We start from the raw sequence: 25,218 nt of genomic DNA, 5'->3' as shown, positions 1-25,218 counted from the left end.
GTTTTGTAGGCGCAAGTCAGAGATGCCGTAAAACTTACTTAGTCCGGGCAGTTTTGTTCATCGTGTGGCGATCAAGACAAGAGTATTGCACAAAAGACTTGAACAGCCCGGAGGTAAGTTTCTGAATTCGAGCCAGTTTCAACGATTCACACGAAGGTGCTGTGACCCTCCTGGAATGGAAAACCGCATGCAACTTACATACGCCGGTCACCTGGAGGAATTTGAAATCATGAAGCAAAGAAAGTTCGTTGTCCTTGCCATTATAGTAACTATGGCCATGGCGTTTTGGCTGGCAGGCTGCGGTAGCTCGAGCTCTTCATCATCGTCGCAGATGGCGACCGTCAATGTTTCGTTGAGCGATCCCCCAACGTGCGCTGCGCCTACGGGTCCCTACACACACGTGTACGTCACCATTGCGGACGTGCAGATTCATCAGAGCGCAACAGCGCAACCGGGCGACAGCGGATGGATTGATCTGACGCCGGCGCTGAAATCGGCCCCGATGCAAGTGGATCTGCTGGCGCTTGGCGGCAACGGATGCATTCTGGCACAACTTGGCTCGAACACACAGATACAGGCAGGTACATATCAGCAGATTCGGCTGTTGCTTGCGCCGGATTCGGCAACGGTGTCTGGAAACCAGTGCGGCAGTACCAATAACTGCGTTGTGTACAACGGCCACATCACAGCACTCGACCTTTCGAGCGAGACTCAAACCGGCATCAAGATTCCTTCTGGCCAGATTGCGGGCGGGAAGTTCACGGTTGACCCCGGACAGGTCAAGGGTCTGGTCATCGACTTCGACGCGTGCGCGTCGATGGTCGTGCAAGGCAATGGGCACTTCAGACTGAAGCCCGTGCTGCATGCTGGCGAGGTCAGCACGAGTTCAACGTCCGTCACCGGCCAATTGGTCGATGCGGCCACCAAGACTCCGCTCATCGCTTCAAAGAGCGTTGTGGCTCTCGAAGCTCCGGATGCAAGCGGCATCTATCGGATGGTGATGCAGACCACTCCCGACGGAAATGGAAACTTCATCTTCTGCCCTGTTCCGGCGGGAACCTACATCGTCGTTGCCATGCTGGAAACGACCTCCGGCGCTACCACGACAACCTATGCCGCGACTGTGACGACAGGAGTTCAGCCAGGCTTTGCGCTGGGGGCGATCTCGATGTATCCGCAGACGACGCAGCTTGGGGCGGTGTCGGGTGTGGCATCCACGGCGAGCACATCAGGTGCGATCAGCGAGGACCTGATCCTCTCCGCATTGCAGCAGATGCCGATTGGCGGAACGAACGTGAACGTCACAATTCCGCTAATTGACGCCAAGACTACGCTGCTCTCGGCAATTACCGCGACCGGAAGCGCCTGTGCGGCAAACACGGATTGCGTGACCTACGCCATGGCAGTACCTGCAGTCCTTCCGTACATCGGAGCTTACACGGCAAACGGCGCGACTTACGCGCAGATCGCCGGCACGAGTGTGAACTACTCGGTGGATGCATTAGCGTTCCAGCCAGGTTCGGGCTCTACGGCAACGTGCACGCCTTCGGAACTGACGACCTCGGTGCAGCAGGACGGAGCGACTCCGCTGACAGTAGCGGCAGGCGGAACGGTCACTGCAAAGACGCTTGCATTCAGCGGTTGCCAGTAGAACTGTTCCAACTAGCAGGCCTGCCCCTGTGGCAGGCCTTTTCTTTGTGAGCAGAGCGGTGAGCACGCGTTTCGCCTGAAATGCGGTGCCTGCTATTCTGTTCGCTATGGATCCCGTCGCGCTCACACGGCAACTCATCGACATTGAATCGATCACCGGCAACGAAGGTGCTGTCGCCAGCTTCCTTGCAGACTATCTTGAAAAGCTTGGATACGTTGTCGAACGAATGCCGGTGGAAGGCGCTCGCTTCAATGTATTTGCAAAACCTGCAAATGTGGACGCTCCCGCGCTGGTCTTCTCGACGCATACGGATACTGTTCCGCCGTTTCTTCCATCTTCTGAAGACGACAAGAACATCTATGGCCGCGGTGCGTGCGACGCAAAAGGAATCATCGCAGCACAGGTCGCCGCCTGTGAGCAGTTGGGGAAAAGTGGAGCTTCGGCCGGAATGCTTTTTGTCGTCGGAGAGGAACGTGACTCGCTTGGCGCGACAGTGGCCAATGAAAACCAACGCGGCTCAAAGTTCTTGGTGAACGGAGAACCCACGGAGAGCTGCATCGCACTCGCTTCCAAAGGTGCGCTGCGCGTGGAAGTCACTGCGCATGGACGCATGGCGCATTCGGCCTATCCGGAATTGGGCGAATCGGCGATCGAAAAACTGCTCGATGCTTTGCAGAAGCTACGCACGATGGAGTTGCCGCACAATCCTGAGATTGGACCGAGCACGATGAACATCGGCATTATCGAGGGTGGGCGGGCGACAAACGTTATTCCGGATTTTGCGAAAGCCCAACTGTTGTACCGGCTTGTGGGGCCTTCGGAAAAATTACGTGAGCAGATCGTTTCGGCTGTCGGTTCGCTGGCCGATGTCGCTTTCGTGCTGGATCTGCCCTACATGCGTTTCGTCACCGTGCCCGAAATTCCAACCATGACGGCATCCTTCACAACCGATATTCCGAAGCTGACGGCCTGGGGGAAGCCAGTACTCTTGGGACCGGGTTCAATCCTGGTGGCGCACACGGACCGGGAATTTATTTCCAAGGCGGAACTGATGCATGCAGTGGAGCTGTACGTTCAGGTGGGCTCGTTTTTGCTGAGATGAACAATCTTTCGTTTGGGGCACGCATCGAACATAGTGAGGAATAGCAAACATTATGCCGACCGCAACGAAACATCCCCTCTTCAAAACGAAAATCGACATTAGCGAAGACATACGAGAAAAGCTGATTGAACTGCTGAATGCCCGTCTGGCTGACTCACTCGATCTTTCGACGCAGACGAAGCAAGCGCACTGGAACGTAAAGGGAATCCATTTCTACCAGTTGCATCTCCTTTTTGACGAAGTTGCCGAGCATGCCGAAAAGTTTGTGGACCTGATTGCCGAACGGACTACCGCGCTTGGCGGTGTTGCCCTGGGCACGGCGCGCATTGCGGCGAAGAATTCTTCCCTTCCAGAATATGATTTGAACGCCGTGAAGGGCGAAGAACATCTTCGCGCCCTTTCCTCAGTGCTGGCGAAGTACTCTAATCTCGCACGCAAGGCAATCGATCAGGCAGACGATCTGGGGGACGAGGCTACTGCAGACTTGTTTACCGAAATCGTGCGACAAGCTGACCAGGACCTCTACTTCCTGGAGAGCCACATCGAAGCTTAAATCGACTCAGCACAAGAGGCCCGGAGCTGATCCGGGCCTCTTTTGTTGGCGTCGAGCACGGGACGACGCGCTTCGCGTTACACTTGTCGGCATGAGCACGAGCCAGTCCAACGCTCTCGTTAAAGCCTCCTCCGCTTACCTCCGATCTGCCAGCCACCAGCCCACGAGATGGAACGAATGGGGCGCCGTGGCTTTTGCGCGAGCAAAGGCTGAAGATAAACCAGTGCTGCTGGATATAGGCGCAGTGTGGTGCCACTGGTGCCACGTGATGGATCGCGAGTCTTACGAGTCTGCCGAGATCGCGAACATCCTGAACGAATATTTTGTGCCAGTCAAAGTTGACCGCGACGAGCGCCCCGATGTGGACGCGAGATATCAAACAGCAGTTGCGGCGATGACAGGACAGGGTGGCTGGCCGCTGACAGTCTTTCTAACCCCCGAAGGTAAACCATTCTTCGGCGGGACCTACTTCCCTCCCGTCGATGGTTATGGGCGGCCGAGCTTCCAGCGCGTGCTGCTGGCCATTGCACAGGCATTCAAAGAACGGCGTGAGGAAGTGGAGAGCGAGAGCGATGGCCTGATGCATGCCCTGATGCACGCGGAAGGTATGCAAGGCCATCGAGGAGAATTCTCGCCACACATCGTAGAGGAGATGGTGCAGGCGGCACTCGGCGCATTTGATCGTGAGCACGGCGGATTCAGTAATGCACCGAAATTCTCGCATCCTCCGGTAATGGATCTGCTCACGGACTGGTATGCGCGCACCGGCGAAGAGCAGGTGGGTCGAGTTATCAATCTCACGTTAGAGAATATGGCTCGCGGCGGAGTGTATGACCAGCTAGCGGGAGGCTTTCACCGATACTCGGTGGACGAACGCTGGTGCGTCCCGCATTTCGAAAAGATGGCATACGACAATTCCGAGCTGCTGAAGAACTACGTTCACGCGTGGCAAGCGACAGGCAATCCATTCTTTGCCGATGTGGCTCGCGACATCCTGCGCTGGATGAGGGAGTGGCTGAGCGACCGCGAACGTGGCGGATATTACGGATCACAGGATGCCGACATCAACCTCGAGGATGATGGCGATTACTTTACGTGGACACTAGATGAAGCTCGCGCCGTGTTGAGCGCGGATGAACTCGCGGTCGCCGCTGCTCACTACGACCTTGGCCCGCAGGGGGAGATGCACCACAATCCCATGAAGAACGTGCTGTGGGTTCGTGACTCGATTGAGCAGATTGCGCAGGAGCAGAATCGCACACTAGCAGAAACGACAACCCTGCTCGCTACGGCGAAAGAGAAGATGTACGCAGCGCGGCTTCAGCGGCCTACTCCATATATTGATCGCACGCTGTACACGAACTGGAACGCACTGTGCATTTCAGCCGCCCTGCAAGCTTCGCGAGCGCTCGGCGATAAGGATGAAGAGAAGTTTTCACTGCGTTCGCTCGAACGCCTTCTCGCAGAGGCCTATAAACCAGAGTCGGGATTGCTGCACGTGATCGCCTATGCAGAAGATGGCGGTGCTCAACGTCCGACAGGCGTGCTCGACGATTATGCATTCACGACCCTGGCCTGTCTCGACGCATACGAGTCCACGAGCGATCTGAAGTACTTCAAGAGGGCGGAAGATATCACAGCTCACATATTGGCAGGTTTCTACGATACGAAGGAAGGCGGATTCTTCGACCTGGACGTTTCGAACGCAGAAACGATTGGGGCTCTGAATACCCGTCGAAAACCATTCCAGGATTCGCCCACTCCCGCGGGAAACTCCGCCGCAGCGATAGCGCTATTGCGACTGCATGCTTTGAGCCAGGATGAGAGCTTGCATCGGCACGCGAAAGAAACGCTGGAGGTATTTGCGGGGGTGGCGGGGCAGTTCGGAATACATGCCGGAACCTACGGTGTCGCAGCGGTGTGGATGTCGCGAGCACACACGCAGGTGATTGTCGTGGGTGAAGGCGCCCAGGCGGATGCACTCTATGCGGAGGCGCTCGCCCCATTTGCCTTAAACAAAATAGTGCTCCGCGTAAAAGACCCGGCAAAACTCAACGAGCATTTGCCTGATGCACTCAGCGAGATGATCGCGGCGGTTCCGGGAATAGACTCGGGAGCTGTAGCTCTGTTGTGCAGTGGATTCACCTGCCAACCGCCCATACGCGACCCAAATGACTTGCGAACCGCGCTGGCAAATGCACTCACACAGCGGCAGCACATCTCATGAACTTATTCGCTCACGTCGATGGGGTTGCTCCTAACTCGTATGTGGACGATTTTCGTTGATCCGATTTTCGTTGATCCATAGACCAGCAGCGCAGCTTCGCGCTAGAGTGAGAACATGCCCACTAAAGCGAAGACCACAAAGAAGACCGCGACACCAAGGAAAGCGGCAAAGAAATTAGCAGCCCGGAAAGCAGCTCCGGCCTCCGCTAAAACGAAAACCTCTAAAGCGAGCAGCAACGGATTCCACCCTGGAACTTACATTGTGCCACGTGGGCATGTGAGCATCGCGGTGCCGGCGTTCTGGAGTCTGCGGCAGACGAATGATGATCTACAGGTCGAGTCGGAAGCCAGCGAGACGACAGTGATCGTGACGGCGTATCAGCGTAACCAGAGCGTCAAGTCACTCGATGCCCGCGATTACCTGCAGCACTTCCTCGAAACAGCTCCGGTCGCCAAAGGCCTGCAGCGTGGAAACGCGACCAAGCAGAAGGCCAGTGCGCGCTTCCGCGATGAGGAAGGTGACAACTGGTTTGTTCGCTTCATCTCGAACGGACAGACCCTGCTGCTGGGCACTTGCCATACGAACCGACCACTCACATCGCGTGAAGGCAAGACTGGAGTGGCTGTGCTGGATTCCATAAAGCTGAAGGCGCGTGGATGACGGTTCGGCACGGCAGCATTGAATCCTTCTATCTCGAAGGCGAAGCTGGAAAGCTCGAAGCACTGCTGAATTTCGGTGTGCCGGGTGCGCAGTATGCGTGCGTGGTCGCGCATCCGCACCCGCTTTTCGGTGGCACCATGCACAACAAGGTCGTCTTCCATGCGATGAAGGCGTTGAACTCGTTCGGCTTCCCGGTGTTACGTTTTAACTTTCGTGGCGTTGGGACCAGTGCCGGGGAGCACGACTATGGAGAGGGTGAAGAGAACGATGTTCGCGTTGCGCTGGACTATGTGAGCCGACGCTTTTCCCTCCCCCTGATCTTCGCCGGATTTTCGTTTGGAGCGGCGGTCGGTCTGCGCGCAGCCGTGGAGTATCCCAACATGGAGGCGCTGATCGGACTTGGTATCCCGGTAAACGCCGATGGTCGCGAATACACGTATGAGGCGCTCGAAGCCAGCCACCTACCCAAGCTTCTGCTGAGCGGGGCGAAGGATCAGTATGCCCCTGCCGCCCGACTTGAGCAGATATTCGACGCCGTAGCGGAGCCGAAGCGTCTGGTGCTGGTGCCCGATGCAGACCATTTCTTCACCGGGCATCTGGACCAAATGCGTACGGAACTTAGTTCTTGGGTGCGAGAAGTTGTAGGGCCGGCGCCCGTGCCTGCCGTATAATCCCCGCATGACTGCGACCGACAAGGGTTCCACTACCATCACCGCGACCGAGATGCGTACAAATGCGCGTGACATCTTTCAACACGCGTTGGATGAGAGCAGTATTGAACGGGGTTTCAGCAAGAACATCCACTACGAACGTGGGATTCTGCGTGTCGGCGAAGACCTTTATGATCTCGGGACCTTTTCTCGTGTATTCGTAGTCTCTTTTGGAAAAGCTGCACACAGCAGTCTCGAAGCTTTGATGTCGCGACTGGGACCCGGGGTGGGGGCCACGGGCATTGTCTGCGCCCCGACGGCTCCTTCGTCGCAGGTCTTTGGCTTCCGCTACTTTGAGGGCGGGCATCCCATGCCCAATCATGAATCGATGCGAGCGGCAGACGCGATTCTGCGGTCGTTAGAGTCGTTGAACGGTCGCTCGCTCGTGATTTACCTCATCAGCGGCGGCGGTTCGGCTATTGTCGAGAAGCCAATTAGCGACGACATCAGCTACGACGACCTGGTACAGACCTACCGCACATTGGTTCATTCCGGCGCACCGATCGCACTGATCAATGCGGTCCGCAAGCATATTTCGGCCGTGAAGGGCGGACGCCTTGCACTTGCTGCCGCACCAGCTCACCAGCTCTCGATTCTGATTTCAGATGTGCCGGATAATGCACTGGATTCGCTGGCGAGCGGACCGACGATGCCGGACACCAGCACAGTGGAGCAGTGCTACGAAATCGTTGAGCGCTATAAGCTGATGCCGCAGTTGCCCGCGAGTGTAAGGACATTGTTCGAGACGCGTAGCCTGGAAGAGACACCTAAAGCAGGCGATCCGCTATTTGAGCGGGCGCGCTGGTGGCCTATTCTCTCGAACGTTTCAGCGCAAAAGGCCGCAGTGGAAAACGCAGCCATGAAGGGCTTCGCTGTCCAGATTGATAACTCCTGCGACGACTGGGACTATCGCAAAGCGGCGGACTACTTGCTCGATCGTATTCGCGAACTGCGCAAGGGGGTCTCGCGTGTGTGCCTCATTTCCGGTGGAGAAGTAACTGTGACGGTGGACGGCAAGCCCGGTCAAGGCGGACGCAATCAGCAGTTCGCGTTGTATTGCGCAGAACGCATCAAGGGCGAGAACATTTCGATTCTCAGCGCCGGCACTGATGGAATCGACGGCAACAGCCCAGCAGCAGGCGCGGTCGCGGATGGCACCACTCTCGAGCGTGCGGCCGACAAGGGGCTGAGTGCGAGCGATGCATTGGCGAGATTCGATGCCTACCCGTTCTTCACCGGCTTGGGTGACACCATCATGACCGGATACACGGGGACGAACGTTCGCGACATTCGCGTGTTGCTGGCGTGGTAGTGCGCTAGAAGAATTCGGGTACACCTTCTTCGAGCACGTGAACACGATCTTCGACACCGATTCTACGGGCTGCCGCCATGAGGCGCTTTACTGGCTCATCGATCGGTTCCTGCGATAGCTTGAAGGTGCCAAAGTGCATGGGAATCATGTACTGTGCCCCCATATCAACGAATCCTCGCAAAGCCTCCTCGGGGCTGGTGTGCACGGCGCGGAAGCTATCGGGATAATAAGCCCCGATGGGCAGCAGCGCGACTTTCGGTTGCAGGCGATGACCGATCTCGCGAAATCCACTGAAAAATGCAGTGTCTCCCGAGTGATAGACGGAATGCGTACCGTCGGCCAGCACGTATCCACCGTAACCACGATGCATGTCGCGGATCACGCGCGCGCCCCAATGTTTGGACGGAGTAGCCGTGACGAGAGTGTCTCCGAGACGAACTTCCTTCCACCAGCTAAGCTCCACGATACGATCAAATCCAAGATCGTACACAAGATCAGTAACGTTCTCTGGAACGATAAGCACGGGCGCCCGACCACGTTTGCGGCTCGCACGGGCGATGGCGCGTAGCGAAGGACGGTGAAGGTGATCGAAGTGAGCGTGGGTCACCAGAACAGCATCAAGCGGTGGAAGATCCTGAATGCGGAGCCCCGGTCGTCGAAGGCGCTTTAAAACGAAGAGCCATGGAGCGAAGATTGGATCGATGACTACATTCGCGCCGCCAACCTGCAGAAAAAAAGATGAATGCCCGATGAAAGTGACACCCATTTGCCCCGCCGCGGCGAGAACGGGACGATAGGTGCGCCCAGTGCGCTTCGCCATGGCGGAGTGCTGAACGAGTTTACGAAGCTGCCCCGCTTTGCTGCTGATACTAATGTTTAGCATCGCACTCTATTGGACGCAGAAACATCGGGCAAAGATTGTAACGTTTGTTTTTACCTGCTGAGAGTTGCAAGATTAGTAAGGCTGGCTTTTAATCATTTTTGAATTTACGAAAGCGAGGAAGTCTGGTGAAGATTGCGTACTTGGGATTGGGAATCATGGGGCGTCCGATGGCGGCGAACCTGGTTAAGGCCGGGCACGAGGTAACGGTATGGAATCGCACGCCGAAAACCGTTGACGGCGCGCGCGTGGCGGCTTCTCCAGCCGAGGCTGCCAAAAACGCCGAGGTCATCTGGATCTGCGTCGCCGATACGAAAGCGGTTGAAGGTGTTCTCTTTGGACCGCAGGGTGTTGAATCGGTTTTGCGTCCCGGAGTGACCGTCATCGATTCAAGCACGATCGCGCCGAAAGCAACCTTGGATTTTGCGGCCAGAGTACGCGCAAAAGGTGCGGAATTCGTGGACGCTCCCGTAACAGGATCGAAGATTGGCGCGGAAAACGCGCAGCTTCTCTTCATCGTCGGTGGACCGGAAAAGGTGGTTCAGCAACTGGATCCGCTGTTCATGGCGCTAGGGAAGAAAGTAATACGCGTCGGCGAAACAGGGGCAGGAGAGAGTGCAAAAATCGGAATGAATCTGATGATCGCTTCGATCTTCGAGGGATTTGCCGAAGCACTGGCGCTGACAGGTAAGCTCGGTGTTCCTCCTGAAAAGCTCGTGGACCTGATCAACTCCTCAATGATCAAGAGCGGCGTTACGGATTACAAATCAAGCTTCGTGCTGAAGAATGATTGGAGTCCCAACTTCCCGCTGCGGCTCATGTTGAAAGATATTCACCTGATGCTCGACGCCGCAAAGCAACAGAATGTGCAATTGCCCGCACTACAGCAGATTGAAAAGGTTTACCAGAAGGCGGTGGAGGCCGGGCACGCCAACGACGACTATGCGGTAACGGTCGAAACCGTGAAGCAACTGTAGCCTTCGAAAGCCCCTGCACACGAAAGCCCCGGTTGATCCGGGGCTTTCATCATTCCGCAATGCGCAATCAATCAAGATACTGGACGTGAACGTAGGTTCCGAGGCGTACGTTGTAAGCCAGATACCAGCCGACGTGATCAGGATCGTCGTAGAGGATAATCTGATCACCGCCCCAATCCCAATTGGAGCAGTACGGGTAGTCGTAAGGAGCTACGCTGAAGAAATATCCGCCAAACCAGAAACGATCCGGACGTCCGCCCTCAATCCGCCACAAGTGACGGGGCCCAAACTCTCCCGGGAAATGCCCATGCGCCCAAGGGCGATCCAGCCGGTAGTGGATATCACCGCGTCCAGTGTCGTGACCAATCCAGCGGTCATCGGGGTGCACGTGCGGTCCCTCTGGATGTCCGGGATTGTCGCGGAACACAGGATGATCGCCGCGATTGTCAGGCCTCCCCGCGGGACGCACTACAGGTGCGGGGCCGCGTTGCGGAATGTGGCCGCCACCGACCTCGTGACCGCCTCCCGGGTGTCCTTCCTGATGCCCCTGAGCAAACGCTGCAATACTGCAGATCAGCAAGGCAGCAACCAGTCCAGCTAACTTTTTCATATCTCCTCAACTTTCTTGGCGAAACAAACGCTTGCGTGCTTAGATCGCCGCTCCGTGGCAAATGCTGCATCCAGCAATGCGGAGTGCGGCTGCGCCCTCACGGCGCGTACATATATGTGGAAACACGGCGGCGCGAGAAAGTTGCGTGAGGTCACCTGACAGCAGAACGCCGCGATCAGAGTCGCGGCGTATCGAAAATATTAGAAGTGCTAGCGCTGTTTGAGTTCGCGCGCTTCACGTTTCATGCGCTTGTTGCGGGCCAGCAGAGTACACGCATAAACCGCATGGACAGCCCACACAACAACATAGGCAGCATAGAGATATACATTGTTCGCTGCGTTGTTCATCGCGAGCCCTCCGTCTCGTAATCAAGCGCCGCCTGCGCGTGTGCTTCTTCCAACGCCCGCTCCTCGAGTGCCTGGCGATAGCGGACCCAGACGAACAGGATTGCCAGCATGGCAAAAGCAGCGAGATTCCAGAGCACGGCTACCCACATCGCCGGATGGAGTCCCGATCCCTGACCGCCTCCAATTACGGGTTGTGGATGCTGCGTGCGGAACCAGCGGATAGCCATATACACGATCGGAACATCGACAAACCCGAATATTCCAAGCGCTGCGGCGAGCACAGGAACTTGGCCGCCGCTGGCGTAATGACGGAGCACGAGGTAGCTCACATAGATGAGCCACAAGACAAGCGTACTGGTGAGTCGCGCATCCCACGTCCACCAGATGCCCCAGATAGGACGCGCCCAGATGGGGCCCGTCAGCAGCACGATGGTGCAGAAGGACACACCTACCTCCGCCGATGCCAAGGCAAGCGCGTCAGCTCTATGCGAGCGTCGAATTAGGTACCAGGTGGAGGCAAGGAAATTCACGAAGAACAGCAGGAACGCTACCCAGGCCGACGGCAGGTGGTAGTAGAAAATGCGCTGTACATCACCCATGGTAGCTTCGGTAGGCGCAATGTACATGGCCTGCGCGAATCCATAGGCAAGAAGCGCTACGGTTAAGGCTGCGAGAACTTTGAATAGAGTGTTCATTCGGCGTTAAGCACCGGCTCAAACAGTATCAAACAGACCGTGGTAAACACGAGATCATACACCGCAAGAAGACGAATCCAAAAGATAGGCGAGTTGTCGCCCGTGAGGATCGAGGTGGTCGCATCGACCATCGCCAGCAAAGCGGGTATAGAGATTGGAAACAGTATCAACGGCAGCATGATTTCCCGGCTGCGCGTGCGAATCGAAAGCGCCGCAAAGAATGTTCCATTCACAACCAGCGCCCAGGTGGAGAGCAGGGCGACAACCACCAACTGCCATACAGGGCCAACCGAGCGCAGGTTGTAGAACACGACAAAGAGCGGCACCATCAGAACTTCGAGAACAGAAACGAAGATGAAATTGCCAACGGCCTTGGCGAGAAACAGCGCCTGAGCCGGAGCTGGCGACAGACGATATGCATCCAGCACCTGATTGCGCAGCTCGCGCGTCCACGTCTGATTAAGAGCAACGACGGTGGCGAAGAGAATCGCAACCCATAGCAGGCCTCCGGCGATTTTGCGCGACTCCTCAGCCGTAGGGTCAAAACCAAAACTAAAGATTACGACCACGAGCAGTGCAAAGAACAGCATGCTGTTGATGGCGTCCTTGGAACGCCATTCGAGCCGCAAGTCCTTTGCGAGCGAACGCCGCGTAATCGCCCATATGCCAGGAGCAGAGGTCATCGATCGGCCTCCAGACTGGGCTCCGCAACATTGCTCCGCAGTGCAGCACGTTCTTCAGACAAATACGGCGTCAGCAAACGTGCAGGAATTCCCCGCTCGCGCGCGATGAGGCGTCCGGCATCGAGCACGAGACACTCGTCAGCGACAGGCTCCATGAGCGCGGCCTGGTGAGTCACTACGAAGATTGTCGTCCCGCGATCGCGCATCTTGGCCAGAAGGCTCGTCATCTGTTTTGCCGATCGCACATCGACATTGGAAAACGGTTCGTCGAGGAAGAGCAGTTCAGGGCCGTGCACAATGGCGCGCGCAAGTGAAATGCGCTGCCGCATACCTTGGGAGTACTGGCCGACGCGCCGCTCAAGCGATGGGTCAAGACCAACGGTACGAATCGCATCTTCACAGCGCGTGCGATCGGTGATGCCGTAGAGGGCTGCGAAATACTCCATGTTCTCAAGCGCCGACATCTCGTCGTAAAGCAATGGAGCATGCCCCATATAACCGAAGCGAGTGGCAACAGAGCGTATGTTTTCAGAACCAAGCACACGGACAGTGCCGCGCGAAGGGGCAAGGAGGCCAGCGATCACCCGCAGCAGAGTGCTCTTACCTGCACCGTTCTCGCCCAGCAATACGTAAAGCTTGCCGGGAGCGAAATCGGCGGTGATTCCGCGCAATGCGGCAAAGCGTCCGAAATGGCGTACTACGTCCCGAACGGAAACAGCGAATTGCAGTTGGGTCTTATCAGTCACACGTTATGCGAGTGTAACGCGTCCTCTCCGGGAAGTGGCGGGTTCGAGGCGTGATGGCGGCCTCCAGATCCTTTACTGGGACATGGAGGGCGCGGCAGCTTGAGCTTTCTCTGCTCCTGCTCCCTGAGCACCATTTTGTGCAGGAGCATATTTCGATGCGCACTTGGCCTGCAATTGCTTGGCATGGAACACGCCATCGCGACCGTAGCTGCCCTCTGCCAACGCCTGTGAATTGTCCTTGAATGTGTCGGGCGGCGCTTCCGTACCGGAATACACCACGTTGAGAGTGCGCCCCTGCTCGGCAAGAACGAACTCGACGTGAGTGCCCTGTCGGTGGATCGACCCAGGCTGCACATTGCCCGCTACACGGAGGCGCTTCGTGTAAACGCCACTGCCCATGTCGTTCATCTCTTTGATGGTGACATAGTAGCTCTTGCTCTCCTGAACGCCACTGAAGGCAAGGTAGGCGAGGCCGGTGACGATGAGCACGATGGGCACACCGAACTTTAAATATTTATTCATTTTCCATCCCAAGGAGAGCAGCAAGCGCTATCAGAACTGCCATCCCCTTCCCCGTTGACTAAGAGCGTACTTCAGCGAGCCACATGGGTCAAGGCAACGGGCTAAATGCACTTAAACCCGTTGTTTGGATGCATCAGAGTTGCCCCAAGACTCACAAAGTAAGAGCCTGGAGTTGTTCACACCTCCGCGTCGTATAATTGCGGTTATCGAAGCAGGAAGGGGTTGCAGGAATGAGCGGAAGCAACGGATCAAACGGGAATACAACCGGCAGCGTCTCGCCACACGAAATCTCAGACGGAATTCCTAAACTGCGGCAGGAGTGGATTGCGCGCAGATGTGAAGAATCAGCGCGCACTTGCGATACGAACATGACGCAAATGCACTTTGCGCGTAAGGGCCAGGTCACGGAAGAGATGCTGTACGTAGCCGAGCGCGAGAAGATCACTCCGGAACTGGTGCGCACCAGGGTGGCTGAGGGCAAGATGATCATTCCTGCCAACATCAACCACCCCGAGTTGGAACCGATGTGCATCGGCGTCGACTCGCTTTGCAAGATCAACGCGAATATCGGCAATTCGGCCGTTACCTCCAATGTTCAGGAGGAACTCAAAAAACTGCATACCTCAGTGCACTATGGCGCCGACACCATGATGGATCTATCCACGGGCGGCGACATTCATGGCATCCGCGAAACCTTGCTGCGACACTCCCCCGTGCCAATGGGAACCGTGCCGATCTATGAGGCCGTCGCGCGAGTGAAGCGCATTGAAGATCTGACAGCTTCACTGATGCTCGAAGTCATTGAAGAACAGGCACAGCAAGGCGTGGACTACATGACAATCCATGCCGGAGTGCTGGTGCAATATCTGCCACTGGTCGCCTCGCGCATCACCGGCATCGTGAGCCGCGGCGGAGCGATCCTGGCGCAGTGGATGGCACACCACCACAAGCAGAACTTTCTCTACGACTGCTTCGAAGACATCTGCAAGATCATGGCGAAGTATGACGTCAGCTTCTCATTGGGCGACGGCCTGCGCCCAGGATGCATTGCCGATGCCAGCGACGAAGCCCAGTTCGCTGAACTGAAGACGCTTGGCGAACTGACGCGCATCGCTTGGAAGCACGATGTGCAGGTCATGATCGAAGGTCCAGGTCATGTGCCGATAGACAAGATTAAGGAGCAGGTGGACAAGGAAGTGGAGTGGTGCGACGGCGCGCCGTTCTACACGCTTGGACCGCTCGTCACCGACATTGCGCCGGGGTACGATCACATCACCTCGGCGATCGGCGCCGCAATGATCGGCTGGTATGGTGCAGCAATGCTCTGCTACGTCACTCCGAAGGAACACCTTGGATTGCCGAACGAAAAGGATGTGAAGGACGGCATTATCGCTTATAAGATTGCTGCTCATGCGGCTGATCTCGCGCGGCACCGTCCCGGCGTGCAGGACCGCGACAACGCTCTCAGCCATGCCCGGTACACGTTCGACTGGGAGAAACAGTTCGAGCTATCGCTCGATCCCGAGACGGCGCGCTCGATGCATGACGAGACGCTCCCAGATAAGTTCTACAAGGACGCGTCGTTCTGCTCTATGTGCGGTCCGAAGTTCTGCTCCATGAACTACTCCTCTAAGGTGGATGAGTACAACAAGCAGGTTCATGGATTGGAGAAGAAGGACTACTCAGGGCTGGTGAAACTGGTTTCTCAGAAGTAGCAGCTCAAGCAAGAACAATGGAGAGGCCGTGCAGAAATGCACGGCCTTCTTCTTGGCTAATGCTCTTTAGTTCTCGGAACGGATTCCTTCGGCAGCCTGCAGTCCGGCGATGCGGCGCGCTCTGCGCTGAACTTCCAGATAGGCTTCGAGTATCTCAATGTGCATTAGTTCCCGCTGCTCAGGATTGGTGCATTCAGTACGGGCATCGTCGAGCGCAACATAGCGGTCGTGCGCGGCGACAAAACGATTCATTTCACGGAACATGTCTTTCCCTCGATCGCAATTCTCATTGTCGAAGACGAGGTTTTGAATCAGGGTAAGGCCCTACGAATCTGCTGGACATAACGCAGATCTTTCTAGGATGGCCTGAGGCGATGGCTACCAGCGATCTCCCCACCCACCCCAACGCTTCGGATCAGCGCCAGCGTGCTCCAATTGCTTCTCGGCAACGAGCGTGCCCTCAGAGGGACCGCTATTGGTGGCGATGATGTGAATGAGGAAAAGATGATCGCCAGCGAGGCCGGAGACTGACCAGACGTTTTGGCAACCTTCCACGGGTTGTGCGCGTTCGCCCTCAGTCGATTGCAGGAGAGACTTGCGGTAGGTGGCCCACTCAAAATCCTCGTCGCTGGCACTGCGCAGCCAAGTGCGCAATGCCAGCTCAGGGGACTCTCCAGAGGCTTGGCGGACGTAGGTGCCGCCAAGGAATTCCAGAATGAAGGTATATCGGGTTTTGCTGCCTCTCATTGTTTACTTTCTACCAGCAACTCGGGGCTCCAGACTACCTTCAACACTTCGACTAGACCGCAACGGTTTCCGGTTCTTCGGCCTCGATCGTGGCTCCGTCGTGCAGCACATGACGCATCTTGACCTCATCGAGGCTCTTGCACCAGTGGCCTACTACGATGGTCGCCACGCCATTGCCAATCAGGTTCGTGAGCGCGCGAGCTTCGCTCATGAAGCGATCGATGCCGAGGATCAGGGCGACACCCGCGACCGGAACCGAACCGGTAGCAGACAAAGTCGCAGCCAGCACGATGAATCCGCTGCCGGTCACTCCTGCTGCGCCTTTGGAGGTGAGCATTAGGACGGCCAACAGACCAATCTGCTGCCCGAGCGACAGATGGCAGTTGGTGGCCTGCGCGATGAACATTGCAGCCATTGTCAGGTAGATGGAAGTGCCATCGAGGTTGAAGGAGTAGCCGGCGGGAATTACAAGACCGACAACCGACTTATGCACGCCCACGTTTTCCATCTTCATCATCATGCGGGGCAGCGCCGCTTCGGAAGAGGAGGTTCCAAGTACGATGAACAGCTCTTCACGAATGTACTTCAAGTATTTCCAGATGCTGAAGCCGTGCATCCAGGCGACCAATCCCAAGACTACGAAGATGAAGAGCAAGCATGTCGAGTAGAAACACGCCATCAGCTTGCCAAGTTGAAATAGCGTTCCCATGCCGTACTTGCCTATGGTGAACGCCATGGCGCCAAAGGCTCCGAGCGGCGCGACGCGCATGATCACGCCAACGATGCGGAACAGTACCCGCGAGAATTCCTCGATGACGTCGTGAATCATGCGTCCCTTGCCGCCGATCATGTGCAGCGCGAAGCCAAACAGGATGGCGAAGAACAGTACCTGGAGGATTTCGCCTTTCGCAAAGGCGCCCACGATCGTGTCAGGAATCACATCGAGAAGGAATCCTGTTGTCGTCTGCATTTTGCCGGGACCGGTGTAGGCGGCAACCGCTTTCGTGTCCAGGGTAAGAGGGTTCACGTTCATTCCCGTGCCGGGATGGACCGCATCAACGATCACCAACCCGATGACGAGCGAAACTGTGCTCAGGATTTCGAAATACAGGATTGCCAGGGCCCCGGTCTTGCCCACTGACTTCATGTCTTCCATGCCGGATATGCCCAGCACGACGGTGCAGAAGATGATCGGGGCGATCATCATCTTGATGAGCTTGATAAAGCCATCCCCAAATGGCTTCATCGCGGCGCCAGCGTTAGGATTGAGATGTCCTAAAAGAATACCGATAGCGATCGCCACCAGCACCTGAAAATACAGATTTTTGTAGAACGCCTTTCCGCTTACCTTCCCCATGAGCGTAAAGCTCCCCCAGTTAAAATCAGAAAACGTTCAGGATAAGTATCACTTCGCGCGCACAAAAGCGAGCGACACGCGTCACAATTGCTTGTGACTATTCTCGCGAAAGATTGGTTAATACAGATTCCAACACTCCAGCGGCGCGCTCGAGGGCCGTCGTTATCTCGCCTAAGCCCTTGGAAGCAGCGGCGGCATCATTGCGGTCCATCGCCTCATTCACTTCCGGAAGGACGACAGCCGCGTACCCGGTATATTTACCAGGAGCATATATGGTGTGGCGGAACCATGGGCGATGAGGAAGCCCTTGTCCGAGCATCGCGTGCTCGGTATTCAGCAGCGCTGAGTTCAAAGTGGCGAGCCTGGTGCCGGTCGCCGTTAATGTGAAAGGACGAACGAATCGAGCAGCGGCAATCAGGCGATCAGCGGCCTTGAACGCCGGGGCAAAGTCCGGTTGCCCTTTCCACCCCAGTTCCACAGCGCGGCGTTGCGCATTCTCCAAATGCTTGCGAACCTCGACGCCATAGGTCTCGTAGTCGAATGGAAGAGCATCGGCCTGAGCCATGCGGAGGACTTCCAGTCCGAACACGCGCGCCATCTCCTGCTCATATACAAACGTCGGATCGGCAAACTTTGTGAACCAGGCGTAGTTATCGAAAACCGAGTGATAAACACCGTAAGGACCGCTCGAACCTATGTCAGACGAAGGTACGCCGAGGTGCTGGATAAATGCTGAATAATCGGAACCGCTGCCGAGGTCGCCAACATGAACGTCCCCGCGATCAGCATCTCCACGACGTTCGGCAAATGACCCAGCTTCGGCGCTGTTCTTGCGGCGCCGCGCAGCTTCGGTCTGAGCCTTCCAGACGTCGTACACGGTGCCGCCCTTGGGGCTGGGAACTTCACGCGTGATTTCGCGAATGAACTGTTTGAGACTGGGAACGCTCGATGCGCCGAAATCCGGGCCGGCCACTCCAACGTCCATATTGAAGTACGCTACGGCATTCTGCAGCGGAGTCGAGAATTGTTCGGCATACTCGGTCGACCCTATGAGCCCTTGCTCTTCCGCATCCCAACTAGCAAAGACAATCGTGCGCTGCGGGCGCCAGCCGGACTTCAGCAGTTCGCCGATGCCATGGACCGCTTCGAGCATGGCGGCCGTACCGCTGCTTGGGTCGACAGCTCCGTACACCCAGGCATCGCGATGATTTCCGGCAATGACGATGGACTCCGGCTGCGTCGCTCCCTTGATGGTGCCGATCACATTCCAGATGGTCGTATAGTTGTAGTCCTCTACCAGCTTCATATGTACGCAAACCGGGCCGGATCCTACGTGGTACGTGAACGGGAGCGCACCTTGCCATTCGCGTGGAGTCTCAGGGCCTGCCAACTTTGCAAGCAGAGGCGCCACATCGTGATACGACAGCGGCGTCACAGGAATCTTTGGAAGATTGGCCGCCTTTGCTGGCGCGATTCGGTCGGCAGCCGGCAGATCGGTTGTAGCGGCAACTCCCGGTGTCGTGGCGTCCCCGGGATACTCAAACGTGAACTGGACGGAGCCGCGCTGAACACCTGTCGCCGGACGGTACGGTCCTTTGGGGTACTCATCCCCGCGGAAGTAGCCGTCGTCGATCGGGTCAGAGTAGATGATGAGGCCAACGGCACCCGCCTCCTGCGCCGTGAGAGCCTTTACGCCACGAAAATTCTGACCGTAGCGCGCGATTGCAATCTTGCCGTGGACATCGATGCCCATCTGCTTGAGTTTCTGAAAATCTTCAGGGCGGGCATAGTTCACATAGACCACCTCGGCCTCGACCTCTCCGGACGGGGAGCTGCCGCTGAAAGGCATGACGACCCGGGGATCATCCTGAAAGGGATCGCCTTCCACGTGTTCTCGGGTTGGGCCGTGCATGGTAAGCCCTGCAGGAGCTGTGGCTTCCACCAAGATTTGGCTGGGCAGGTTAAGCCACACTTTGTAGGAATCGATCCGCGTCTCCAATCCAGCCTCGCGAAACTTCTTCGCGACGTACTCGGCAGTCTCGCGATCTTCGGGTGATCCGGCGATATGTGGAACCCTCGTCAGAGTTTGCAGATGCTCCTGGGCTAGCTTGGGCTGGGGAACGGCAAGGAACTGCTGTTCCAGCTTGTGCTCCGCAGCGGAATCCCGGAAGCCAGTGATCTCCGCAGATTTCGCCTGAGTCTGTTGTGCCAAAGAGATGAGGGACAAAGAGAGAACTGCCGTGCACACCCCAAGGGTTTTGATCATCGCTGCGGATTGGTCCTTTTCGTTTTGGAACCTAATTGAAATCTGCAGAAAATTGCAGGATACCACTCGGCTGCTGTGAGTGGCCCAAAATGCCTCGACTATCGAGAATAGCCTTCAGCACTTCGCGCTAGTATATCTGGATGGCTTCCTGGCCTCCTGGCACGCTGATCGGCTCATACGAAATCGTCAGCCTGCTTGGACATGGCGGCATGGGGAGAGTCTTCCGCGCGCGGCACCTGATCACTGGCCGCATTGAGGCCTTGAAGATTCTCGCATCAACCTCGGTTGGTAATGAGGAACTCCTCGAGCGGTTTAACCGCGAGATTCGCGTGTTGGCCAATCTGAATCACCCGAACATTGCACAACTGCATACCGCTTTCTACCACGAGGGCCAGCTCGTGATGGTGATGGAGTTTGTGGATGGAGCCGACCTCGGCAGCCGTATGAACCACGGAGTCACGCTGGAACAGGCTCTGGATTTCACCCGGCCGATATTGGAAGCACTGGATTATGCGCACGCGCAAGGCGTGATTCACCGCGACATCAAGCCAACGAATGTCATGGTTACCCCGTCGTGCCGCATTAAGCTACTCGATTTCGGCCTTGCGCTCAGTGCGCCTGACACGAGACTGACGTCCGCGGGCGGAGTGGTTGGCTCAATGCATTACATTTCTCCTGAACAGATATCAGGCGATCCGGCAGACGTGCGTTCCGACCTGTATGCGGTGGGGGTGACGCTTTACGAGATGATCACAGGGCGGCTACCGATCGATGGCACCAGCTATGCGCAGATCATCGCCAATCACCTGCAACGGCTTCCGACGCCACCGAGCCAGATCAATCCACGAGTGCCCGAAGCGCTATCGGCTGCGGTGATGAAGGCGCTCGCAAAAGACAAGGCTCAGCGATGGCAGGCGGCATCGGAATTTCGCGAGGCACTCGACGCCGCGGCCCCCGGCGACGCGTCACGGTTATTCGTTACCCGTACTGTCCCGATCACATCTTTGGGAACGCCTGTGCGCCCGCATAGTCCGGCGGGGAGCGGTCACCCTGCACTGCATCAGCCGGAAGTGCTTCAGGATATTGCGAAGCATCTGGCAAGTCATGTTGGCCCGATCGCAAGCGTGCTGGTGAAGCGCGCATCGAGTAGTGCTCATGATCTGCGCGAATTGTGCGATCTGGTCGCGAAGGAGATAGACTCTCCCGAGGCGCGGCGCAAATTCCTGAACTCAGTGCAGGGGCATCTGAGGACGAGCGAGTTCTAGCTAAGCATTCGAAGCGCTTTGGTCACGGTCACAAACAACCGGTTGAAGGCCGCTGTCAGTTCCGCGATCTCATCTTTGCCGTGAACAGGAAGCTCCCCGGGCTCCATTTGACCGAGACTGACCTGGTCTGCCACTTGGGAAAGTTTGCGCACAGGCAGGATGATGAGGAAGTAGAGCACGAGGTTAATGGCGACGAGTATGGCTGCAAACGTAGCCGCCAACGACCACATCAAAGTGCCATACGCCTTCGTCGCGATCTTTACTGGCAGCTCTGTTGGAAGCGAGACGATCTGTGCAGCAATCACTTCATTCAGATTCCATCCAAAGCCGTTGTTCGGTCCATACTTCGCAACCATTGCACGCGGCGCAGCCGCAGGTACGCTGTGACACTCGAGACAACTCGGCTGCACGGTGATGGGGTGAGCGAGGTACAAGGATTTGCCGGTAGGCGTCATGCGCTCACCTACCAGTTCCTTTGCGTTCGAGTTATTACGGAAGTGCTGGATGATATCGGTTTCCCACTCGACGGCGCGATCCTGAAGGTTCGTTGGGTTCAGCGAAGCTTCTTTGTACGTGTACTCGGGAAACTTCTTTCGAAGACGGGCGAAGATGTTGGTCGCGCCATAGGCGGGCACGGTCTGCGGCAAAAACGTCCTTTTGTGTGCGGCACTTGCCTGTAGCAGCGGTTTGATTTCTTCTGTCGTGTATTGGCGCGTAGAACTCGCGCTCTCCATCATCAACTCAGCCTGTTTCAGCACCTGCGCCTTGGCATTGTCCATCAGGAAGGAACGGGCCACATGAGATACCACGAACAGCCCAATCGCTATCAGCACAATCAGCAGCAGATTGAACTTAAGCATGAGTTTCATGGCAGCCTCCTGACTGATGCCTGGGGATGTGGCGAGGTGCACGAGGGTACGTGCATGGCAAGGTGCGATGCTGCCGGACAGGAGCAGGATGCTCACTGTAGCTGCTGAGGGAAGTCGAGCAGAAAAGGCCTAGTTCAGCTCTTTCGAGGCGTCAGCCACCATCGCCACATCGAGCCAGTTTGCGAGATCGATGTGCCCGGCGAGCGTTTCCCGAGTCTTTCCATCTACGAGAAAGCGGACGCGGGTGACCTGCGGCAATTGAGCCTTGAGTGTGCGCACCATCGAGAAAACAGTTAACTGCTCCACTTCGATCCCGCTGCGGTGCGCGTTTGCACACGCCGCGTTGAGATTGACGACAGCAGAGGCAGGATCAGGGAAAAAGACGTCGTGCACATCCGCGCCCGGGCCCAGAGGGTGCGTTGAATCCTTCTGCAAGTATCGGCTGATCAGTGCGTGCAGCGCCAACCGCCCGCGCTCGCCGGGATCGGAGGGAAGAGCCGACGATATCGTGATGGGCCGCAGTGAATCTTCAGCATCGTTTGCAATGTAGAGCGTCAACTGCTCAGCCGGACCACTCACGGGAGGCGCAAGCGACTGGGTCACCGGAGCCGCGCCCATGGACTCCGCCTTGCGCTTCAGATGCACAAGGTAGAAACCCATCGCGAGAATGGCCACAACCAGCGAAGCAATGACGTACTGCAACGTTCGTGAGATCACGGAGCGACCTCCAGCTTGCCTCGAAGGTTTGCGATACCGGCAGCCAGAGCCGCTACAACTTTTTGCTGGTAGTCGGGCGTTCCGAGCTCCGCAACAGAATCGCCCGAAGGCGCTACCTCCACCGCGATAGCAGCAATGGTCACCGAGTTCAGCGGACGTATTGGCACAGCCGAGGTGCGCACGGCAAATCCGCTTGAGCCACATTCGGCGGCAATGGTGGAGGCTGCGAGACTTGACTGCGCCATATAGGGCGACTGCGCCGACTCCCACGGAAGAAAATTCTGGCTCGTCTGTCCAGGTTGCGCCGGGGGAACCAGGGACGTGTACACGCGAACTCCGTGACCACTCGCCGTTGAGTGCAGAGCAATGTACAAGGCGGCGTGAGACGTGTTGGCAGAGACGGCTCTCTGGTCCGACGTGAGCAGGTTGTCAGCAATACGTGTGAGCACCACTGGGATACCGCGCGCATCGAGCTCTTTCTGAAGTCTGCGGGCGAGTGCGAGATCCACCCACTTTTCATTTAGGTCGGGAGAGAATACCGAGCCAGTCTCGGAACCACCATGCGCGGCGTCAAGGATCACAAATGGCCGAACACGTGCGCTTAGGGCGCGATTCTGGCTCGGCGCCACTGGACTAGACGACGGCGGCGCCGGAGTAGGCACCGGAACCGTAGCGGACGCCTGCACTGCTGAAATCGTGACCGTGCGTCCACCATCTCCGGTGGAAACTGTCGCGGGCTGCTGAATGTTGGCAATGAACTCTGCACCACCCGGAATTTCGGCGAAGCTGGTGCTATGCAGAAATGGGTCGTTGTAGGTGATGTTGTCCGCGCCACTGCTCACCAGCGGATCACGGCGAAACTTCAGTCGCACTCTTCCCTTCTCGATGACACTGGCGGGGCTGACCGGAGCGGGAAAGGTAAGAACAAGCCGTGCAGGCGAGTGCCGGAGCTCGGCTGAATATCGCACCTGAGTAGGACCAACAAACAATCGCCGGGGGGAAGAGTGGTACTCGGCAGACTGCCCAGTAATAGGCGCTACCAGTTGACCCAAAGCACTGGCAGGAATATATCCGCGACCATTGAGGAGCAGGAAATTCGCTGGCAAATCACGAAGACTCGCGCGAGCACGATACTGCCGCTTTCCGTCCTGGAATTCGCTCTCAGCGCCATTGAAATTCAGCCTGAGTGCCTTGCCGTTAACGTGGGTTTCGAGTCGCCCAAGAGGCTCAAGCAAATCGGTGATGCCGACATAGTCGATGCCGTCGCGCACCAGAATATCTACCTGATAGCTGGCTTGAGCAGCGTACACACTGACTCTGCGCGGCTCGGCTGCAAAGCCAACCGCGAACAGAACCAACAGCAAAGTCGTGACACGAACGAAATTGAGATGCTCTTTCACCATGCAGATTGCGGGCAGGCTTTCGGCTTTAATCCTACGACAAATATTCGCCCGCTGGAGATAGCTCGGCGGCTACCTCCTTTCCATTTTGCTTCCGGAGATCTTCGCTCAGAAAAGCGTTGTGCGATAAACCAGAAACTTAGCCCAGTTTGCTATCCGAGGGTTGGGCGTTTTACGCTGGATTCGGAGTTCCTAAACATGTATCGCAAACTGGTTGCTTTTCTGTTTGTAGTCCTGGTGTCTTCCTCCGCGCTGGCTCAGTACGGGTCCTATTCGCAGCCTGGAGTAAAACTGCGCGGCCGTAGTTTCGCTGAGCTCTTTGCGGGACAGAAGATTCTGCTCTCAAACTATTGCCGCCTGGATTTCGAGGGTGCCCGCCTGCAAACAGATGGATGGACTCGGTTTAAACCGTTTACCTCAATTCGCACGAACCCAGAATTCACCAGCGTCGTGATTGTCACTCGTTTCGACATCGTTCCACAGGAAACCCCTTCCGAAAGTGTCAGCGCGACCTACAAGGGTATCGGGTACTACCAGGAATCCAGTGGATACACAGCCGCAAATTTCAATGATCGCGTGACGTTCCGCGTTCAGGAACAAAATGGCAACCTGCTCGTAACCGAGATTGCTCCGGCGACGCCGCATGTATCTCCTCGTGCAGCCGTTGCGTGGATCAACACGCGCCTCTCGGATCCGAACATCAACGATCTCGAACGAGCACATCTGAAAGACGCATTAAGCCAGTTGAGCAGGTATGTACAGCCGACGGCAACGCCGACATCGACTCCGGGATTATAAAGATTAGCTCAGAGTTATCACATGTACCGCGATTTTCTTCGTGAGACAACGTCAGCATTCATCTATCGTCAGACCCGCATATTGTCATTCCGCGACAGCATCTTGCGCGTTCAATGTAGCGGAGATAGATGAGGAATAAGTTGACCTTGAACAGTATCCATGAACGCATGGACACCATCTAACACGTCAGACTCAACAAAAGAGGGTTGTAGCATGAATCGCGTCGTTACAGTTGGCGCACTGTGCCTGGCCGCATGGATGATTTCCATGTACGAGGCCAGACGGACACGTCGAAGGATAGGTGCCATCGCACTAGAACAAATGGAACGTGTGTTTGACGTTGTGGAAACTTCGCTTCACGCAGTATGAATAGCGCTGCGAAGAAATACGTTTGAGCACAAAACAGGCG

The 25,218-nt window shown here is 56.6% G+C and carries 25 protein-coding genes; 11 read left to right on the top strand and 14 right to left on the bottom strand.

All coding sequences use genetic code 11. The features are described 5' to 3' along the window. Window positions 1-229 precede the first annotated feature (229 nt). The 7 genes from AC6IY8_RS03710 to AC6IY8_RS03680 all read left to right on the top strand — a co-directional run bounded on the left by AC6IY8_RS03710 (window position 230) and on the right by AC6IY8_RS03680 (window position 8,215). The gene (locus AC6IY8_RS03710) at window positions 230-1,651 is read left to right on the top strand and encodes a DUF4382 domain-containing protein (protein WP_497777349.1); all 1,422 of its coding nucleotides are present in this window, start codon (window positions 230-232) and stop codon (window positions 1,649-1,651) included. Window positions 1,652-1,736: 85 nt separating this feature from the next. Further along, complete coding sequence (locus AC6IY8_RS03705; RefSeq protein ID WP_497777348.1) at window positions 1,737-2,753, top strand: M20/M25/M40 family metallo-hydrolase; 1,017 nt, start codon at window positions 1,737-1,739, stop codon at window positions 2,751-2,753. A gap of 52 nt (window positions 2,754-2,805) precedes the next feature. After that, window positions 2,806-3,306, top strand: a complete 501-nt coding sequence (dps, locus tag AC6IY8_RS03700) for a DNA starvation/stationary phase protection protein Dps (RefSeq protein WP_497777347.1) — start codon at window positions 2,806-2,808, stop codon at window positions 3,304-3,306. 91 nt (window positions 3,307-3,397) lie between these two features. Continuing rightward, complete coding sequence (locus AC6IY8_RS03695) at window positions 3,398-5,533, top strand: thioredoxin domain-containing protein (RefSeq protein WP_497777346.1); 2,136 nt, start codon at window positions 3,398-3,400, stop codon at window positions 5,531-5,533. 114 nt (window positions 5,534-5,647) lie between these two features. Further along, the gene (locus AC6IY8_RS03690; RefSeq protein WP_497777345.1) at window positions 5,648-6,193 is read left to right on the top strand and encodes a hypothetical protein; all 546 of its coding nucleotides are present in this window, start codon (window positions 5,648-5,650) and stop codon (window positions 6,191-6,193) included. Then, entirely contained in the window at window positions 6,190-6,864 is a 675-nt protein-coding gene (locus tag AC6IY8_RS03685; RefSeq protein WP_497777344.1) for an alpha/beta hydrolase, read from the top strand. Before AC6IY8_RS03690 ends, AC6IY8_RS03685 begins: the two co-directional genes overlap by 4 nt. A gap of 7 nt (window positions 6,865-6,871) precedes the next feature. After that, window positions 6,872-8,215, top strand: a complete 1,344-nt coding sequence (locus tag AC6IY8_RS03680) for a glycerate kinase type-2 family protein (protein WP_497777343.1) — start codon at window positions 6,872-6,874, stop codon at window positions 8,213-8,215. Window positions 8,216-8,219: 4 nt separating this feature from the next. On the opposite strand, the gene AC6IY8_RS03675 is transcribed toward AC6IY8_RS03680, so the two are convergent. Then, window positions 8,220-9,098, bottom strand: coding sequence for an MBL fold metallo-hydrolase (locus AC6IY8_RS03675; RefSeq protein ID WP_497777342.1), 879 nt, complete (start codon window positions 9,096-9,098; stop codon window positions 8,220-8,222). A gap of 125 nt (window positions 9,099-9,223) precedes the next feature. On the opposite strand from AC6IY8_RS03675, the gene AC6IY8_RS03670 reads away from it, so the two are divergent. Continuing rightward, window positions 9,224-10,072, top strand: coding sequence for an NAD(P)-dependent oxidoreductase (locus AC6IY8_RS03670; protein ID WP_497777341.1), 849 nt, complete (start codon window positions 9,224-9,226; stop codon window positions 10,070-10,072). A gap of 67 nt (window positions 10,073-10,139) precedes the next feature. Here the strand turns inward: AC6IY8_RS03670 and AC6IY8_RS03665 are convergent, their stop codons facing one another. The 6 genes from AC6IY8_RS03665 to AC6IY8_RS03640 form a co-directional block, all read right to left on the bottom strand. After that, entirely contained in the window at window positions 10,140-10,682 is a 543-nt protein-coding gene (locus AC6IY8_RS03665; RefSeq protein ID WP_497777340.1) for a hypothetical protein, read from the bottom strand. 209 nt (window positions 10,683-10,891) lie between these two features. Continuing rightward, window positions 10,892-11,029, bottom strand: a complete 138-nt coding sequence (locus tag AC6IY8_RS03660) for a hypothetical protein (RefSeq protein ID WP_497777339.1) — start codon at window positions 11,027-11,029, stop codon at window positions 10,892-10,894. After that, window positions 11,026-11,724: a cytochrome c biogenesis protein CcsA gene (gene ccsA, locus AC6IY8_RS03655; protein WP_497777338.1), complete on the bottom strand. Its 699-nt coding sequence runs from the start codon at window positions 11,722-11,724 to the stop codon at window positions 11,026-11,028. Before ccsA ends, AC6IY8_RS03660 begins: the two co-directional genes overlap by 4 nt. Then, window positions 11,721-12,407, bottom strand: a complete 687-nt coding sequence (locus AC6IY8_RS03650; protein ID WP_497777337.1) for a heme exporter protein CcmB — start codon at window positions 12,405-12,407, stop codon at window positions 11,721-11,723. The genes ccsA and AC6IY8_RS03650 overlap by 4 nt, the downstream gene beginning before the upstream one ends. Then, window positions 12,404-13,153, bottom strand: a complete 750-nt coding sequence (gene ccmA / locus AC6IY8_RS03645) for a heme ABC exporter ATP-binding protein CcmA (RefSeq protein ID WP_497777336.1) — start codon at window positions 13,151-13,153, stop codon at window positions 12,404-12,406. The genes AC6IY8_RS03650 and ccmA overlap by 4 nt, the downstream gene beginning before the upstream one ends. A gap of 72 nt (window positions 13,154-13,225) precedes the next feature. Then, a complete protein-coding gene (locus AC6IY8_RS03640) occupies window positions 13,226-13,675 on the bottom strand; it encodes a cytochrome c maturation protein CcmE (RefSeq protein WP_497777335.1) in 450 nt (149 codons plus the stop codon). Window positions 13,676-13,905: 230 nt separating this feature from the next. Between AC6IY8_RS03640 and thiC the strand changes: the two genes are divergently transcribed. After that, entirely contained in the window at window positions 13,906-15,390 is a 1,485-nt protein-coding gene (gene thiC, locus AC6IY8_RS03635; protein WP_497777334.1) for a phosphomethylpyrimidine synthase ThiC, read from the top strand. Window positions 15,391-15,456: 66 nt separating this feature from the next. Here the strand turns inward: thiC and AC6IY8_RS03630 are convergent, their stop codons facing one another. The 4 genes from AC6IY8_RS03630 to AC6IY8_RS03615 form a co-directional block, all read right to left on the bottom strand. Continuing rightward, the gene (locus AC6IY8_RS03630) at window positions 15,457-15,654 is read right to left on the bottom strand and encodes a hypothetical protein (RefSeq protein ID WP_497777333.1); all 198 of its coding nucleotides are present in this window, start codon (window positions 15,652-15,654) and stop codon (window positions 15,457-15,459) included. Between the two features lie 114 nt (window positions 15,655-15,768). Beyond that, window positions 15,769-16,137, bottom strand: coding sequence for a hypothetical protein (locus tag AC6IY8_RS03625; protein ID WP_497777332.1), 369 nt, complete (start codon window positions 16,135-16,137; stop codon window positions 15,769-15,771). 52 nt (window positions 16,138-16,189) lie between these two features. After that, window positions 16,190-17,494: a dicarboxylate/amino acid:cation symporter gene (locus tag AC6IY8_RS03620; protein ID WP_497777331.1), complete on the bottom strand. Its 1,305-nt coding sequence runs from the start codon at window positions 17,492-17,494 to the stop codon at window positions 16,190-16,192. Window positions 17,495-17,591: 97 nt separating this feature from the next. Beyond that, complete coding sequence (locus AC6IY8_RS03615) at window positions 17,592-19,721, bottom strand: M28 family metallopeptidase (protein WP_497777330.1); 2,130 nt, start codon at window positions 19,719-19,721, stop codon at window positions 17,592-17,594. Between the two features lie 179 nt (window positions 19,722-19,900). Between AC6IY8_RS03615 and AC6IY8_RS03610 the strand changes: the two genes are divergently transcribed. Further along, window positions 19,901-21,025 carry a serine/threonine-protein kinase gene (locus tag AC6IY8_RS03610; protein WP_497777329.1) on the top strand — a complete coding sequence of 375 codons (1,125 nt, stop codon included), beginning with the start codon at window positions 19,901-19,903 and terminating at the stop codon, window positions 21,023-21,025. Here the strand turns inward: AC6IY8_RS03610 and AC6IY8_RS03605 are convergent. The 3 genes from AC6IY8_RS03605 to AC6IY8_RS03595 form a co-directional block, all read right to left on the bottom strand. Next, entirely contained in the window at window positions 21,022-21,894 is an 873-nt protein-coding gene (locus AC6IY8_RS03605; protein WP_497777328.1) for a Tll0287-like and HAMP domain-containing protein, read from the bottom strand. The genes AC6IY8_RS03610 and AC6IY8_RS03605 overlap by 4 nt on opposite strands. A gap of 129 nt (window positions 21,895-22,023) precedes the next feature. Then, window positions 22,024-22,611 (bottom strand): GerMN domain-containing protein, encoded by a 588-nt coding sequence (locus tag AC6IY8_RS03600; protein WP_497777327.1) that lies wholly within the window; start codon window positions 22,609-22,611, stop codon window positions 22,024-22,026. Further along, on the bottom strand, window positions 22,608-24,014 hold the full coding sequence (locus tag AC6IY8_RS03595; protein ID WP_497777326.1) for an N-acetylmuramoyl-L-alanine amidase family protein: 1,407 nt from the start codon (window positions 24,012-24,014) through the stop codon (window positions 22,608-22,610). Before AC6IY8_RS03595 ends, AC6IY8_RS03600 begins: the two co-directional genes overlap by 4 nt. A 195-nt stretch (window positions 24,015-24,209) precedes the next feature. On the opposite strand from AC6IY8_RS03595, the gene AC6IY8_RS03590 reads away from it, so the two are divergent. Continuing rightward, the gene (locus tag AC6IY8_RS03590) at window positions 24,210-24,809 is read left to right on the top strand and encodes a hypothetical protein (protein WP_497777325.1); all 600 of its coding nucleotides are present in this window, start codon (window positions 24,210-24,212) and stop codon (window positions 24,807-24,809) included. Window positions 24,810-25,218: the final 409 nt, after the last annotated feature.

The sequence above is a fragment of the Koromonas soli genome, from assembly GCF_059726265.1.
The sequence above is the reverse complement of the archived record's forward strand: the minus strand, read 5'-3'. Positions and strand labels throughout refer to the sequence as shown.